This window comes from Streptococcus pseudopneumoniae (genome assembly GCF_001073085.1).
Taxonomy (GTDB): Bacteria; Bacillota; Bacilli; order Lactobacillales; family Streptococcaceae; genus Streptococcus; species Streptococcus pseudopneumoniae_M.
Genome location: NZ_JVFV01000013.1, coordinates 60,482 through 75,996 on the forward strand (window position 1 = coordinate 60,482; position 15,515 = coordinate 75,996).

Sequence of the window (15,515 nt, forward strand, 5' to 3'; positions counted from 1 at the left end):
TGGATGAGGGCAATCCATAACGATCATGCTCTAGATATCCAAAACTTGCATCACTGCATCAATCAATAGTTTTTTTGTAAAGTAGCCTTGTTTCAAGGCATAACTAACTTTATATACATTTTCAACCATGTATTGATAAGCTTCTGCTGTTGTTTCCTCTACTAGACGATTGGCCTCTTCCAAACTATCCACTACATAACCTAAGCCTTTTTCCCTTATGAAACTGGCATTTGAGAGATAGGATGGCACTACTACTGGAATTCCAGCAGCAAGATAGGTGCTAACTTTATGAGAGATATTCAAGCGATAGTAGTCTGCCTCATCCACTGGATTTTCACTGGTTCCCCATACTAAGCCAAAGCCTCCCTCTGACAAAGCAAGAAGCAACTCTGTATCGGTTTTCCAACCTTTAAAGGAAACTGTTGGGTTACGATTCTCTTGATTAGATTCTGAGAAAATATCGAGAGGGGTTGAGTAAGCCCAGTTGGATAAGTGCTCAAAACGCTCCACACTACCCGCAAAAGATAGTTTTTTCTGAAAGGCAGGTTGTCTCAAAGGATAGTCATGAACATGGTCCCACATACCTTGGATAATAATTTTTTGAACTGTCAATCCTTCCTGAATGAGCCGTTCCTTCATTTGTTCTGATGGAACAACTACTAGATCCGATTGGTTGTACATTTCAATGTACTCAGGCATCAAGTAATAATTCGATGGGAACATAAGGGGTGGAACATCATGAATGAAGGTAATAATTTTCGTATTTAAAATCTTACATTTCCTAATGAAATTTTGATCGTACTCCCTACCATTCCATGATGGAGATTGATAAACGACAATATCACCGTAACCCACTCGAGCCATGACACCATCTAAACGACTATTCAACTCACCTTGACTATCACTATAAATATCGTAAAAGTAAAAGCCAAGCTCGTGAAAGTCTAACTTTCTTGCAATTTTAACGGTTTCATTCTGGGCGATCAAAGCTGTACTCTGACCAGACATACCGTAAATATTTGTAATATTTATCTTCATAATCCTATTTAAATCCTTACGACAACTTACTTATTATAAATTTCATCCTCAACTAGCTGAATTTCTTGATCAAAATTATGCTCTGCGGTATGCTTGTGTGAGAATTTTACTTTTGAAGTTGCTCCCATCTTAAACCACTCATATTCGGAATCAATATGACCTAAATCAATCGCTTGTATACCTTTTTTGCTTAAATGATAAGCTAAAACTTTAGCTGTAGGACCAAGCATCAAGAATACTAATTTACCATCGGCCTGTTTCTCTATCGCTTCTTGAATTGACTGAACTTTACTGTGGGCATTTCTAGAAGGGCAGATGATACGCTCAACAGACTGAGCATTGTCAAAAAGATCGTTCCCAACTCCAGAACGTGAGTTTTCACCTTCGACGATCAAGATATCTCGTTTATCCCAAAGTTTCTTTAATTTTTCAAAGTGAGCCACTGAAGCAGACTTATCTTTGAGGTCCATATAAGGACGAGATATAAAAGTCGAACCATAGAAAGGCACTGCACCTCAATAATGGGACAAGAGAAAACCCCTCTTATGCGGCCAGTTTTCTGTACTCTACAGGAGACTGGTCATTTAATTTCTGTTGAATTCTAGTTTCATTATAAAATATGATGTAATTTTTGACAATATCTGTTATACTATCTTTGGTTAAGTTTCTCCACTTATGGAGATAGAAGGTTTCATACTTGAGAACAGAGTGGAACCATTCGATACAGGCATTATCTGCTGGTGTTCCTTTTCGGGACATGGAGCGGGTGATGCCTTTTGCTGTACAAGACTGATAGTAGGCTTTTGAGGTGTAGACAGATCCCTGGTCGCTGTGTAAAAGTGTTCCTTGAGGTAGCTCAAGTTGATGAAGTGTGTCGAGCACAAAGTCCGTATCTTGGCATTCGGAGATGGTATAAGCTACAATTTCACGATTATAGAGATCTATGAATGAAGATAGATAAAGTCTACAGTTCCCAAAGTAGAGGTAGGTGATGTCTGTGACAAGCTTCTCCATAGGCTTGTCTGCCTGGAAATCACGATCCAGCTTATTGTCTGTTACATGGTAAGGCTTCCCTAATTTAGGTCCCTTCTTGGGACGGACACGGCAAAGGCAGCCCTTTTCCTTCATAATACGATAGACATTCTTGTGATTAACGACGAGGTTATAAACTTTCTTGAGCAAGCGAGTGATGGTTCGATAGCCGTAAATAAAGTGATTCTCCCTACAGAGTTGTTCGATTTTATCCGCTATTTCGTCTCTCTTCTTAACCACCTTGCTTTCTGCTTTCCAACGGTAAAAGGTGGAACGTTTGACTCCGAAGCACTCTAAAATAAGAGATACAGGGTAGGTTTTCTGATACTCTTCCACTAGCTTGATAAGACTTACTTTGTCGATTTTCTTATCAAGCTCTGATACTTTTTTAGTAATTCTACCTGCAAACGTAACTGTTCCACTTCAGATAACTGCTTCATCCCTTTACCATAAGTATATTGTTTCCCCACAGGTTGGTGGGAACGGAACAATTCATCATTCTAATACCATTGCCATCAGGTCTTGACCTGACTAACATTTTTAATACCGAGGGTATCCATGATAACCTTATTTGATTGACCTGTCTTTTTCATTTCGAAACAGGCTAGCTTAGTTTCTAGTGAATATGCTTTTTTGGCCATAACAAAACACTCCTGTTTCTAGTTTACCAGATTTCAACAGGAGTGTTTTTCTTGTGTCTCATTTTATGGGGGCAGTGCCTTTTCTCCTTGAGATCTTTTTTATAAAAAATAAAAATATCAAAATGTTTTTCAAGATAAACTAGCCTTATATTGGAAAATCAGATCATCCCCAACATATAAATTAGTGTTAAAGTTTAAACTATTCTGATATAGATTATTCTCTAAAACACTTCATTATATCACATTTTATTTCTTATTGTCCAAATATTTGAGTAGATATCTATATTAATACAAATCTCCATACCTTTTGTAGAGTTCATGTGTATTTAAAGTTTGTTTTTTGTACAATAATCATTTATCTTCCTTTTTAAAAACACAAATCGTACAATTGGGATGCCACACGGAGATATAGAAAATTATCAATCCATCAAAAAAAGCCGCCTGATTGGGCGACTTAATTTTTTTATAGGGAGATTATTATGAAAAAGTTTTAGGAGTTAAAGTTAAGGTCTTCTCAACTTCTGAGATAAGTATACAGCTCCTATCTTAAAGTTTCCTTAAGTATTTTTAACTGTAAGATTTTTCCATTTTTCTCGCCAGTTTTTCTTAGATAAACGCTTTTGATAGAGCTTCATTCGGTCTTCATTTTCTAAAAAATGAGGGGTCGGACAAACCTGAAAGTTCAAAATATCCTCCAAACCATAAGGCGCAAAGAGTTCTAAAGTTGCGTCAGCTTGCAGGCGAAGTCCAACTGCCGTACACCGTTCTGGATACTTACTCATGGCATCGCAGGAATTTCTATACGGAGGTGTATGGGGACTATGCTGATGCATATAGACTTGATTTTTCAGCTCCCATTGATACTGGGGAAAGTCCTCTCTCAGCTTGTTCTCTATAACCAGCGTTTCTTCATAACTCACATCTGGATCAAAGAAAATCACATCCACATCCGTTTCACGGTCAAAGGATGGCTTATCTGACAAGAGATTCCAGATAAAATTTCGAACCGAACCAGCCGCCAACCAGGAATCTTTCAACTCCAAGTCACGGATGATAGTCAAAATAGCCATCATATCAGGATTTTCTCTAAAAGAGTCTAAGATTTCAGACTTATTTTTCAATGTATTCATACCCTAAATGTTCATAAGCCTTAGCTGTCGCCACCCGTCCTGAACGAGTTCGCATGATAAAACCTTTCTGGATCAGGTAAGGTTCATACATATCCTCTACCGTCTCACGCTCTTCGGCGATATTAACCGAAAGAGTGCCTAGACCGACAGGACCACCACCGTACATCTCAATCATGGTGCGAAGGATTTTCTGGTCCACATAGTCCAAGCCTTCATGGTCTACATCCAGCATGGTCAAAGCCTTATCCGTAATTACATCGTCAATCAAGCCATCGCCCATAATCTGGGCAAAGTCGCGCACGCGCTTGAGGAGACGATTGGCGATACGAGGAGTCCCACGACTACGGAGGGCCAACTCAGCAGCAGCTTCATGTGTAATTTCCATCTCAAAGATATCTGCCGTCCGCTCGACAATCTCTGTCAAGTCATCATGGGCATAATACTCCATGTGACCAGTAATTCCAAAACGGGCACGAAGAGGATTTGAAAGCATACCAGCCCGAGTCGTCGCACCAATCAAGGTAAAAGGTGGCAATTCCAAATGAACACTGCGACTGCCTTCACCAGCACCAATCATGATGTCGATGTAGAAATCTTCCATGGCACTGTAAAGCACCTCTTCTACCGACATGGGCAAGCGATGAATCTCGTCAATAAAAAGCACATCTCCTGGCTCCAAGTCATTCAAAATCGCAACTAAATCACCGGCTTTTTCGATAACAGGACCAGACGTTTGTTTGAGATTGACTCCCAGTTCATTGGCAATGACAAAAGCCATGGTTGTTTTCCCGAGACCTGGAGGACCAAACAAAAGAACATGGTCCAGCGCCTCATCACGCATTTTTGCTGCTTCGATAAAGATTTGAAGCTGATCTTTGACCTTGTCCTGACCGATATATTCACGTAAATATTGGGGACGGAGGGTACGCTCTACCAACTCCTCATCACCCATGATTTCATTATCTAAAATTCTACTCATGTTTCTATTATAGCAAAAATCCCGCCCACAAACAAAAAAGCCACCTGATTTGGTGGCCTCTTTAGGGAGATTATTATGAAAAAGAAAAGTTTAGGATTTCTATTAAATAAAGTTAGGAGGTCTTTATTTAATGATTACATAATACACAAGCAAACTTAAAGTTAGCTTAAGATTTTAAATCCATTATTAACAATTTTCTTGAACAGCTGTTTGACCTGCAATACGTCCAAAAGTAAAGATATCCGTAAGCGAATTTCCTCCTAGACGGTTACCTGCATGGAGTCCTCCTGCGACTTCTCCGGCAGCATACAAACCAGGGATTATCTGAGCTTTTTCATTTAAAACATGTGTTGAAGTATCAATCTTGAGTCCACCCATTGTATGGTGAACAGCAGGTTTTCTTGGTGTTGCGTAGAACGGTGCGACCTCACACTTGAGATCGAAACTACCCTTGTTAAATTCAGGGTCAAATCCTGCATCAACATAAGAGTTGTACTTCTTGATTGTATCTGCTAAAACTTGTGGATCAATACCAATCTGAACTGCCAATTCTTCTATCGTATCTGCACGATAGAGAGTACCTGCTTTGACTTGAGCATCGATTTTTTCTTGGCTAGTGTTATAGGCTGTTGCCTTGATACGATCATCTGCAATCAAGTAGAACAAGCCCCCATTGTCAATCGCTGCTTGAGATAGCTTGTCTCGACTACCGTACTCATCCACAAATCGCTTCCCTTCAGTATTTACCATGATGAAGTTAGCTGGAGGAACTTGAAGTCCTGAGAAGAGGGCTCCTGTCACTGGATCGGATACTGGCATCATTTGGCTAAAGCCCATACCCACTAGATCTGCACCTACACTTTGACCCAAGACGATTCCATCCCCTGTTACGGCTGGTGTATTAGATGTGGCAATATCATCCGCGATTTCAGTCCAGTAGGTATTGTATTTTTGTAACATCTTGGTATTGGCGCCAAATCCTCCAGAAGCTAGAACAACGGCATCTGCATGAACGATGATGGTTTGACCGTTTCGACCTTCTGCTCTGACACCCTTGACAGCTCCCTCTTCTACAAGCAATTCTTTGACTGGAGAGTCAGTCAAAATTATGCCTCCATTCTCTAGAACATATTTTTGTAGAACTGAGATAAAGGCATAACCCATTGGTTGAACTGGTTTATGACCCCGACGCCAAAGGGCTCCAACTGGCATTGTGACTTCACTACGAACGAATTCAACACCGATGTCTTCTAACCAGCGAACAGACTCTAGGGCACGTTCGGTTAGTACAGAAACCAAATCATATTGACCATGAATTTCATGTCCTTGTAAATCTTTTCGTTTCCCTCCGATATAAGTTTGGATACGGTAAAGCAAGGTAGAATCAAACAAATAACTAGGGTCCTGCAAATACTGCTCAACCTCAACTTTCAAGGCTTTAAAGTCTTCCAAATATTCTGGATCAATCGTTGATTCATCTGTCGCAATCAATTCTTGAAGCGTATGTGCCTCACCTGGATGAACTGCGAAGGTTCCTTGCCATGCTGGATCTGGTGCATTCATTGGACCACCTGCACGAACAGTATTTCCTCCAATTGCTGGGAATTTCTCTACGACAATTGGCTTCTTACCAGCTTGTAAGACTGCTGCAGCTGCAGCTAAACCAGCTCCTCCACCTCCGACGATGACCACGTCTGCCTGATAAGTTTTATCTTCTTTATCCAAGGCAGATGGAGCTTTGGAACGTTTGCGTAAAACATCTGGATTTGCACCCGCTTGTTTGACCGCACGCGCAACCCCATCCAAGACACCATTTGAAGTCACAGAAGCTCCTGACACTGCATCAACATTTAAAGTTTGCCCCTCAATGATTTCTGCTGGAATACGGGTAAATACGACATCTGCGATCCCTGAAGATTCTCCAGAAGAATCGATTTCAATTTTTTCAATACGGTCTTCAGAAACTGTGACGTCCATCGGTAATTTACCATTATGACCTTCAGTTGTAACATGGTAAGTTCCTGGTTCAAAGCGAATTTCTTCAGGAAGATTTAGTTGATTTGCAACAGATACAAAGCGAAGGAAACGATAGAAACAGCTATCTAAGAAATCGACGGTTCGCTCATCAATCAAATCTCCATTTGCATCAAATGCTCGATGAGCTCGGCCAAGTAAAAATTCACTTCCTGGCATAACTGTTGCGTTTACCCCAGGTGCATCAAGAATCTGACGAAGATGAAGCTGGGCACGCGAAGAACCTTGAACATCATAGGACGCTCCTACAATCATGGTTGGCTTCCCATCTAGTGGATGAATGTTAAAAGACAACCACTCGAGCAAACTATTTAAACTTGATGGAATTGTATGATTGTGCTCAGGTGTCGAAATAATCACACCGTCTGCTTCCGAAATCGCTTGGTTAAACTTCTGAATAACAGGTGTATCTGTTTGATCATCGGTTTCATTGAACATCGGTACATCGGTAATTTCTAAAATCTCAATATCCGCTTTGGTTGCAAAATGTCTTTGCATAAATTGCAACAAACTACGGTTATAAGATTGTTTGGCATTGGTACCAACAATAGCTACTAATTTCATAGATTGTTCTCCTTTCTTGAAATGCTTATGCTTTCAACCATTCTTCCCAAATGAAAGATTTCTTACGGTTCGTATCTTCTGGTTTAACTAAAGCCTTTGTTAGTTCAACAAAATTTTGGAATTCTGCAAAATGTTCTTCCAACTCTGCGACTTTTTCAGGGTTATTCAAATTACAATCATCATCCAACACCTGTTCAGAATGACCTAGGAAAAATTCAGTCCCCGGCATGACTCTTGCTTTCAGTTCAGGCGCATCAAGAATCTGACGCAAGTGTGCTTGGGCTCTAGATGTTCCAAGTAATCCAAGAGAAGCTCCGACAATCATCGTTGGTTTGTTAATCAAAGCACGACTGGTATAGGCAATCCATTCCAAGGCTGAAGCCAAGGGTGCTGGTATCGTATGATCATACTCAGGCGTTGATATAATCACACCATCTGCCTCAAGGATTTTTTCTGAAAAAGCTTGAACTTCGGCTGGTGCCAGCTTGTCCTCAGGTTCGTTAAATGCTGGCAATTGTTTGATTTCCAATACCTCAATGTCGGCTTTATCTGAAAAATGCTTTTGCATAAATTTCAAGAGTTTCCGATTGGTTGAGCGGTCAGAATTTGTTCCAACGATAGCAACTAATTTCATCTTGCTACCCCCTTTTTGTTTTATTCACTTTCATTATACTACTTTAAATTATCTTCGACATTCATGACACTAAAATATTGTGTTATTCTATCAGTTTATCTTACCTTAGTATAACTTAGTGAAAAAATTAACAATATTTTGCGAGAAAGTATTGACCCTCATTTTTAACTATGTTATAGTCTTTGTGAAAAATGTATTAAGTTAAAGGAGGGTCTTCTTATGAAAGAGACATTCAATCGTTGGCAAGTCTTAGCGGCATCAACTGCTATTCTTCTCTGTACAGGTGCTGTCTATTCTTTTTCCGTTTTCGCTGGACCTCTAAGTTCTTCAACAGGTTGGACAATGTCCGAAATCATGCTTGCATTTGCCATCAACTCAGCAATCGGACCTATCCCTATGATTCTCGGAGGATATCTGGTAGACAAGGGATATGTAAAATGGACAATTGCCCTTGGTGCTCTTCTATTTGCTAGTGGCTTTTTCCTAACTGGTTATGCTAGTTCACCAGCCATGCTCTATCTTACCTATGGTTTGATGGCAGGTCTTGGTCAAGGATTTGCTTATTCAGGAGCCCTCTCAAATTCTCTTCGCCTCTTTCCAGATAAACGTGGTTTAGCTTCTGGGATTCTAACAGGAGGTATGGGATTTGCCGCAGTTATCGCGTCACCAGTTGCAAGTAGTCTTATTCAAAAGCAAGATGCCTTCTTTGCTTTTCGAACCATTGGACTTGTCTATATTGTTGTTATTATCTGTGCCATTTTCTTCATCAAGGCAGCCCCAAGCGGCTACCAACCAGCAGGTTGGAAAGCTCCCGTACAAACTAAACAAGGACCTGCTAATAAAAACTGGAAAGAAATGCTACAAAGTCCGCTATTTTACATTATTATCAGCATGTTCTTTGTCGGCGCTTTCTCTGGTTTGATGATTGCCTCTCAAGCATCACCAATTGGTCAATCCATGTTTGGACTCTCTGCGGGAACAGCAGCACTCTATGTCTCTCTTTATTCAATCGCGAACTCAAGTGGGCGCTTTATCTGGGGATCCCTCTCTGATAAAATTGGGCGTTCAAAAACCTTATTGATTATCTATTCAGTCATCGTTTTGGCACTCTTCTCCCTAACAATCGTCCCTGGACAATTTGGTTTTACGCTAGGAATCATCGGTCTTGGCATCTGCTTCGGTGGTGTTATGGGAGTATTCCCATCTATTGTCATGGAGAACTACGGACCTGCAAATCAGGGGGTCAACTACGGTATCGTCTTCACAGGTTATTCTTTAGCTGCATTTTTTGCACCTAAGGTTGCGGTTCAAATGGCAACAGCCAACAATGGAAATTACAGCGCTGCATTCTACGTCGCTATCGCTTTAGCAGTTGTCGGACTTCTCCTCAACTTCCTTTATATGAAGAAGAAAGGTTAGAGAAAGACGTTCTCGTCAAATGCTCATTGCTAGTCTAAAGCAGGGTCGGGATTTTTTGTCCCGGCCTTTTTTGGTATAATTAAACTAGAAATAGCTTATCAGGAGGTTTTATCATGGCTCAGCAATCAAGACTTTTACGAGATAACCCATCTGGTTTCCCCTATGATTTTGAAAAGCAAATTCTATCTAAGCAATCTGCTGATACAATTTATCATTGGCATCCTGAACTCGAGATTATCTATGTCAAAAAAGGAACTGCTACCTTCTATATCAATTCTGAGCGCTTTGAAAGTCATGAAGGCGATATTTTTCTAATTCAGCCAACTTCTCCTCACGCTATCTACCCTATTGAAAATCAAGAACAAATTTCAACAGTTTTTCGTATCCATCTAGATTTTCTAGGTAGGAATCAAATAGACAGCTTTAGCCAACGCTATATTCAACCAATATACTCTGGGCATTTTTATCTCACTCCTAGGATTTCGCCAGATGATCATGCTTATGAACCGATTCGCGATTGTCTTTTATCTCTTTTTTCTATCCTTGAAGAGCAGAGTATTTATTATGATCTTCTCTTAAAGGCAAAACTCTATGAATTTCTCTATCTTCTCTTTAAGTACAGGTATGTCAATCGACACTATACAGATGATACCTATCAAAAATATCAGAAATTAAAAGAAATGATTAGCTATCTTGAGCAACACTATGCAGAGCCCATTCAAATTGACCAGCTTGCTGCTACGTTTGGATATAGCAAAAATCACTTTATGAATATTTTCAAACAACACACTGGGACAAGCTGTATGGAGTATCTCATACGATTGCGTTTGGAAAAAGCTTGCGAAAAACTCATTCAGACCAATCAAAGCGTCCAAGAAATAGCAAGCCAGGTCGGCTTTACTAACCTCTCAAATTTTAATCGACAATTCAAACAACACTTCCAGTTAACTCCCAGACAGTATCGAAATCAACAACTTAAAAAAGAATCCTAACTACATGTCTCCTTAGTGACTCACTAGGGAGACTTTTCTTTATCAAACAAAAAAGCCACCAAATTGGGTGACTTCATTAGGAGATTATGATGAAAAAAGTTTTAGGATTTCTATTAAATAAAGGTTACTCAATGAAAATCGAAATCAAACTAGGCAGAGCGACGCAAGCATAACTAAAGTTAGGTAAGTCGACTCTAACGAAGTATGGTGAGATTTTCGAAGAGTATTAGGAGGTCTTTATTTAATGGTTACATGATACACAAGCAGACTTAAAGTTAGCTTAACTATTTTTAGTTTTTTTCAAATGACTAAAGTTAATGAATATTACCAAGATCCAACCCAAAAAGTCCCCGCCAATTCCCCGACCAAAATCCGAAAATACCGGAAAATATCGGAAAATTATTTTTAGGAAATTCCCAAAAAGCCTGAAATAGAGCCAAAAAACTCCACCTGATTGGGTGGAGTTAAGGGAGATTATTATGAAAAAGAAAAGTTTAGGATTTTTTATTAAATAAAGTTAGGAGGTCTTTACTTAATAACTATATGATACAAGAGAAGACTTAAAATTAACTTAAGATAAAAGAATTATTGTAATTTTTTTCTGTCCACCAAAATCATGCCCGTACACTGGAAACTAGATAAAGCTTCAAACCCCAGAGAACGATAGAATCCAAGAGTCTTTTCAGACTCTTCTGTCGCTAGTTGGATTTGGTAGGCATCCTTATAGTCAGCTAAGGCTTCTTTCATCAAGTCGCTGCCAATTCCTTGGCGCTGATAGCTAGGCAAAACAATCAAATCCTGGACAAAAACGGATGAAAAACCGTCTCCAACCAGACGCACTAAACCAACGATTTCCTCACCATCACGCGCTACATAAATGGCCAATGAATGAGCCAAAGATTGCTCCAGCATCTGTGGTTGATTGGTATAGTTTGTCCAACCAACTGCCTGGTAGAGGGGCAAAACGTCCTCTAGCTTGACAATTTCTTGCTTTTTAATAGTAATCATCTCAACACCTCTTAAATCTCTCTCAAGCTCTTATACTGCCGTCCATTTTTATCAAAGTTTTCAGGAGCCAACCATGTTTCCAAATGGGCTTTGACTTTTGGCCAGTCCTTATCAATCATAGACAGCCAATCTGTATCCCTCGTACGCCCCTTATAAATAACAGCTTGACGGAAGGTTCCCTCATAGACAAAGCCCAAACGTTCTGCTGCTTTTCTAGATGGAAGATTGAGGGCGTCACATTTCCACTCATAGCGACGATAGTTGAGTTCTTCAAAGACATAACGAGCTAGCAAATAGTGGGCCTCTGTTCCCATCCTTGTCTGTTTGAGAGCCGGAGAAAAGGTCACCGCGCCAACTTCAATCACGCGATTAGCTTGGTCAATACGCATAAGAGAAAATGTTCCCAGCGCCTTTCCAGTTGCTTTATCGATAATCGCATAATAGAAACGATCCTTACGCTCAAGCATTTGCTTCAAAGCTACGATTAATTCTTCGAGATTTTCTACTGGTGGTTGAAAGAGATAGGTCCACATCTCACGAGGGGTATCTGGACCATAAACAGCCAGCAAATCCTTCGCGTGCTTTTCTACTGACAGAGCCTCAATAATCGTATACTGCCCCTCTATCCGTAGAAGAGACGGTAAAACTCCAGGTGTATCGTCTACAGGTTCACCAATCATCTGACCATATTCATTTACAGGCATAGTTTTCTCCTTGTCTCACACTTATAAGTTTAAAGATGTGAATAGTATATCACATATCGCAGGTAATCTACAAAAAATCCTCCAGATTATGGAGGATTGATCAAATATGGAAACGAGTGAGTTAATGCCCCTTGTGCTTCTCTCTACGTTTTTGCTGTTTGCGTTCGAATTTCTCTTGTTTGAGCAATTGTTTTTGGACACTAGATTGATGTTTTGAAATCTTTTTCCTTTTCTCATACTGCAACTGCAATAGTTCTTTCGACTTGGAAGAAACTTTCTGCTTTACTTGTTTCTTCACAGCTCGCTGTAATCGTTTAGGATTCTTGATTTTTACATGTTGCTTAACTGTAGCTTCTGGACTAAAAGATAATTGAGTAAACTGAGTCTGTAAAATCTTCAGAATTTCATCATCTTTTGGCTCCTGACCAAATGTCACGCGACAAACTTGATAAGATTCTCGATACGCTTGTTCGAACAAACCATGCCAAAATCCATCTTCAAAATAAACTGTCAATCCAATTGAAATTATTTCCACGACAGCACCTCCTTAAATCTATCCCTAAGAATGGACAACCAAGGAGGAAGGTTACTGATAGGCTTGCCTATGTCTGGACTACCAACCAGAACTGTGTTTTTATCTTAGTTGGAACTATTATAGCATATAGCAATACAAAAAATCCTCCAGAACTTAGCTCTGAAGGATTCATTTTTATTTAACAACGATGTTAACAAGTTTATTAGGCTCAAACAGTTTGGGAAACTTGTTTGAGGTTGCAATTGAGCAAATAAATTGGTTATTTCACAACAATATTAACCAATTTATTTGGTACACTAATCACTTTCACGATTTCTTTGCCATCAATCTCTGCTTTGACTTTTTCGTTAGCAAGAGCTACTTCTTGCAACTCTTCGCGTGAAAGATCTTTAGCAACCATGAGTTTGGCACGGACTTTACCTTTGATTTGGACGACGATTTCGACTTCGTCTTCAACCAATTTGCTTTCATCCCATGTTGGCCAAGATACGTAAGAGATAGATTCTCCTGTTGCTGCGACTGTTTGCCAGAGTTCTTCTGCCAAGTGAGGTGCAAATGGGGCTATCAATTGGATAAAGCCTTTGGCGTAGTCCACATAGAGTTTGTCTTCCTTATTAGCAGCGTTGACAAAGACCATGAGTTGGGCAATGGCTGTGTTGAACTTCATAGACTCGATTTGCTCAGTAACAGATTTAACGGTTTCGTTGTAAACCTTGTCTAGAGCATCATTGTTTTCCGCAACGATTTCTTTACTTGTGATCAAACGGTAAACACGGTCAAGGAACTTACGGCTTCCTTCCAAACCTTCTTCAGACCAAGCAATAGAAGCGTCGAGTGGTCCCATAAACATTTCATAGACACGAAGGGTATCGGCACCGTATTGTTCCACCACGTCGTCTGGGTTGACCACGTTCTTGAGGGATTTAGACATCTTAGCTGGTGCTTGCTCCAATTCTTCCCCTGTTTCCACATGGAAGAAGGAACCGTCACGTTTTTCAACCTTGTCAGTCGCTACAAGAGCACCACGGTGGTCACGGTAGCTTGTTCCCAAAATCATTCCTTGGTTAAAGAGTTTTTGGAATGGTTCCTTAGTTGGAACGACACCGATATCATAGAGGAATTTGTGCCAGAAACGAGCGTAGAGCAAGTGAAGCACCGCGTGCTCTGCACCACCAACATAAATATCTACTGGCAACCATTGTTTGAGGAGGTCCTCATCGGCCAATTTCTCAGTATTATGTGGGTCAATATAGCGCAGGTAGTACCAGCTTGAACCTGCCCATTGTGGCATGGTGTTGGTTTCACGACGACCCTTGACACCATCTTCACGAGTCACTTCAAGCCAGTCTGTCAAGTTAGCCAATGGGCTTTCACCAGTACCTGAAGGGCGGATATCCTTGGTTACCGGCAAGACAAGTGGCAAGTCACTTTCTGGAACGGCTGTTGAAGTCCCATCTTCCCAATGAATAATTGGGATTGGTTCACCCCAGTAACGTTGACGGCTAAAGAGCCAGTCACGGAGACGGTAGGTAACTTTCTCTTGACCACAGCCTTTTTCTTCCAACCAAGCCACAATCTTGGCAATAGCGTCTTCTTTGTTGAGTCCATCTAGGAAGTCTGAATTAACGTGAAGGCCATCCTCTGTGTAGGCAGCTTCTGCTACGTTTCCACCTTCAAGTACTTCGACGATTGGAAGGCCAAATTGTTTGGCAAATTCCCAGTCACGTTGATCGTGGGCAGGCACAGCCATAACGGCACCTGTTCCGTAACTAGCAAGAACATAGTCGGCAATCCAGATTGGAATTTCCTTACCATTGACAGGGTTGATCGCATAAGCACCAGTCCATACACCTGTTTTTTCCTTGGCAAGGTCTGTACGAGCCAGGTCTGATTTCAGACTAGCTTGGTGTTTGTAGTCTGCTACTGCATCTGCTTGCTCTGGACTTGTGATAGCGTCAACCAAGTCATGCTCAGGAGCCAAGACTGTGAAAGTCGCACCGAAAAGGGTATCAGGACGAGTGGTAAAGACGGTGAATTCCTTGTCTGTTCCCTTAACTTTAAAGGTTACATTGGCACCAGTTGATTTCCCAATCCAGTTGCGTTGCATGTCCTTGATAGACTCTGACCAATCTAGTTCATCTAAGTCATTGAGCAAACGCTCCGCATAGGCCGTGATTTTGAGCATCCATTGGCGCATTGGTTTGCGGACAACTGGATAGCCTCCACGCTCAGAAGTTCCATCAGGAAGGACCTCTTCGTTGGCGATGGCTGTTCCCAATTCTTCAACCCAGTTTACTGGCACTTCAGCTTCATAGGCCAAGCCTTTTTCATAAAGCTTGGTGAAAATCCATTGCGTCCATTTGTAGTAGTTTGGATCTGTCGTGTTGACTTCACGGTCCCAGTCGTAAGAGAATCCAAGCGCATTGATTTGGCGTTTGAAGTTAGCAATGTTTTCCGCTGTGAATTCCGCTGGGTCATTCCCTGTATCCATAGCGTATTGCTCTGCAGGCAAACCAAAAGCATCCCAGCCCATTGGGTGAAGGACGTTGTAGCCTTGTGCACGTTTGAAACGGCTGAGGATATCAGTCGCTGTGTATCCTTCTGGGTGTCCTACGTGCAGACCCGCTCCAGATGGGTAAGGGAACATGTCGAGTGCATAAAACTTAGGTTTTGAGGCGTCTGTTCCTGTCTTAAAAGTGTGATTGTCAGCCCAGTATTTTTGCCACTTAGGCTCGATTTCTTTATGATTGTAAAAACTCATGCTGTCTCTCCAATTTTCGTGATGCTCCTATTATACCATTTTTA

The 15,515-nt window shown here is 40.8% G+C and carries 11 protein-coding genes and 2 pseudogenes; 2 read left to right on the forward strand and 11 right to left on the reverse strand.

Annotated features, from left to right (window positions below; translation table 11 throughout):
• Positions 1-30: 30 nt before the first annotated feature.
• The 7 genes and pseudogenes from ADH90_RS02700 to ADH90_RS02735 all read right to left on the reverse strand — a co-directional run bounded on the left by ADH90_RS02700 (position 31) and on the right by ADH90_RS02735 (position 8,052).
• Complete coding sequence (locus tag ADH90_RS02700) at positions 31-1,038, reverse strand: sugar transferase (protein ID WP_049529851.1); 1,008 nt, start codon at positions 1,036-1,038, stop codon at positions 31-33.
• 26 nt (positions 1,039-1,064) lie between these two features.
• Positions 1,065-1,541, reverse strand: a pseudogene (locus ADH90_RS02705) (GT-D fold domain-containing glycosyltransferase); the annotation flags it as partial.
• Positions 1,542-1,581: 40 nt separating this feature from the next.
• A pseudogene (locus tag ADH90_RS10745) lies at positions 1,582-2,711 on the reverse strand (IS3 family transposase).
• Between the two features lie 557 nt (positions 2,712-3,268).
• Entirely contained in the window at positions 3,269-3,841 is a 573-nt protein-coding gene (locus ADH90_RS02720) for a nucleotidyltransferase family protein (protein ID WP_049529852.1), read from the reverse strand.
• Complete coding sequence (gene ruvB, locus ADH90_RS02725; RefSeq protein WP_000086807.1) at positions 3,822-4,820, reverse strand: Holliday junction branch migration DNA helicase RuvB; 999 nt, start codon at positions 4,818-4,820, stop codon at positions 3,822-3,824. Before ruvB ends, ADH90_RS02720 begins: the two co-directional genes overlap by 20 nt.
• A 186-nt stretch (positions 4,821-5,006) precedes the next feature.
• Positions 5,007-7,418, reverse strand: coding sequence for a flavocytochrome c (locus tag ADH90_RS02730; protein WP_049529853.1), 2,412 nt, complete (start codon positions 7,416-7,418; stop codon positions 5,007-5,009).
• A 25-nt stretch (positions 7,419-7,443) separates the two neighbouring features.
• Positions 7,444-8,052 (reverse strand): NADPH-dependent FMN reductase, encoded by a 609-nt coding sequence (locus ADH90_RS02735; protein ID WP_049529854.1) that lies wholly within the window; start codon positions 8,050-8,052, stop codon positions 7,444-7,446.
• A 219-nt stretch (positions 8,053-8,271) separates the two neighbouring features.
• Here ADH90_RS02735 and ADH90_RS02740 point away from each other — a divergent pair, with 219 nt between their 5' ends.
• Positions 8,272-9,471: an L-lactate MFS transporter gene (locus ADH90_RS02740; protein ID WP_049529855.1), complete on the forward strand. Its 1,200-nt coding sequence runs from the start codon at positions 8,272-8,274 to the stop codon at positions 9,469-9,471.
• A gap of 113 nt (positions 9,472-9,584) precedes the next feature.
• A complete protein-coding gene (locus ADH90_RS02745; RefSeq protein ID WP_049529856.1) occupies positions 9,585-10,463 on the forward strand; it encodes an AraC family transcriptional regulator in 879 nt (292 codons plus the stop codon).
• A 585-nt stretch (positions 10,464-11,048) separates the two neighbouring features.
• On the opposite strand, the gene ADH90_RS02750 is transcribed toward ADH90_RS02745, so the two are convergent.
• The 4 genes from ADH90_RS02750 to leuS all read right to left on the reverse strand — a co-directional run bounded on the left by ADH90_RS02750 (position 11,049) and on the right by leuS (position 15,471).
• Positions 11,049-11,471, reverse strand: a complete 423-nt coding sequence (locus tag ADH90_RS02750; protein WP_049529857.1) for a GNAT family N-acetyltransferase — start codon at positions 11,469-11,471, stop codon at positions 11,049-11,051.
• Positions 11,472-11,482: 11 nt separating this feature from the next.
• Positions 11,483-12,175, reverse strand: a complete 693-nt coding sequence (locus ADH90_RS02755) for a GNAT family N-acetyltransferase (RefSeq protein WP_049529858.1) — start codon at positions 12,173-12,175, stop codon at positions 11,483-11,485.
• Positions 12,176-12,296: 121 nt separating this feature from the next.
• Positions 12,297-12,710 (reverse strand): YjdF family protein, encoded by a 414-nt coding sequence (locus ADH90_RS02760; RefSeq protein WP_049529859.1) that lies wholly within the window; start codon positions 12,708-12,710, stop codon positions 12,297-12,299.
• Positions 12,711-12,969: 259 nt separating this feature from the next.
• Entirely contained in the window at positions 12,970-15,471 is a 2,502-nt protein-coding gene (gene leuS, locus ADH90_RS02765) for a leucine--tRNA ligase (protein WP_049529860.1), read from the reverse strand.
• Between the last annotated feature and the right edge of the window lie 44 nt (positions 15,472-15,515).

What these genes read in the sequence shown, in the direction of transcription:
- ADH90_RS02700 (WP_049529851.1), bottom strand. Translation starts at nt 1,038, where the DNA reads ATGAAGATAAATATTACAAATATTTACGGTATGTCTGGTCAGAGTACA.
- ADH90_RS02740 (WP_049529855.1), top strand. Translation starts at nt 8,272, where the DNA reads ATGAAAGAGACATTCAATCGTTGGCAAGTCTTAGCGGCATCAACTGCT.
- ADH90_RS02745 (WP_049529856.1), top strand. Translation starts at nt 9,585, where the DNA reads ATGGCTCAGCAATCAAGACTTTTACGAGATAACCCATCTGGTTTCCCC.
- ruvB (WP_000086807.1), bottom strand. Translation starts at nt 4,820, where the DNA reads ATGAGTAGAATTTTAGATAATGAAATCATGGGTGATGAGGAGTTGGTA.
- leuS (WP_049529860.1), bottom strand. Translation starts at nt 15,471, where the DNA reads ATGAGTTTTTACAATCATAAAGAAATCGAGCCTAAGTGGCAAAAATAC.
- ADH90_RS02750 (WP_049529857.1), bottom strand. Translation starts at nt 11,471, where the DNA reads ATGATTACTATTAAAAAGCAAGAAATTGTCAAGCTAGAGGACGTTTTG.
- ADH90_RS02735 (WP_049529854.1), bottom strand. Translation starts at nt 8,052, where the DNA reads ATGAAATTAGTTGCTATCGTTGGAACAAATTCTGACCGCTCAACCAAT.
- ADH90_RS02730 (WP_049529853.1), bottom strand. Translation starts at nt 7,418, where the DNA reads ATGAAATTAGTAGCTATTGTTGGTACCAATGCCAAACAATCTTATAAC.
- ADH90_RS02720 (WP_049529852.1), bottom strand. Translation starts at nt 3,841, where the DNA reads ATGAATACATTGAAAAATAAGTCTGAAATCTTAGACTCTTTTAGAGAA.
- ADH90_RS02755 (WP_049529858.1), bottom strand. Translation starts at nt 12,175, where the DNA reads ATGCCTGTAAATGAATATGGTCAGATGATTGGTGAACCTGTAGACGAT.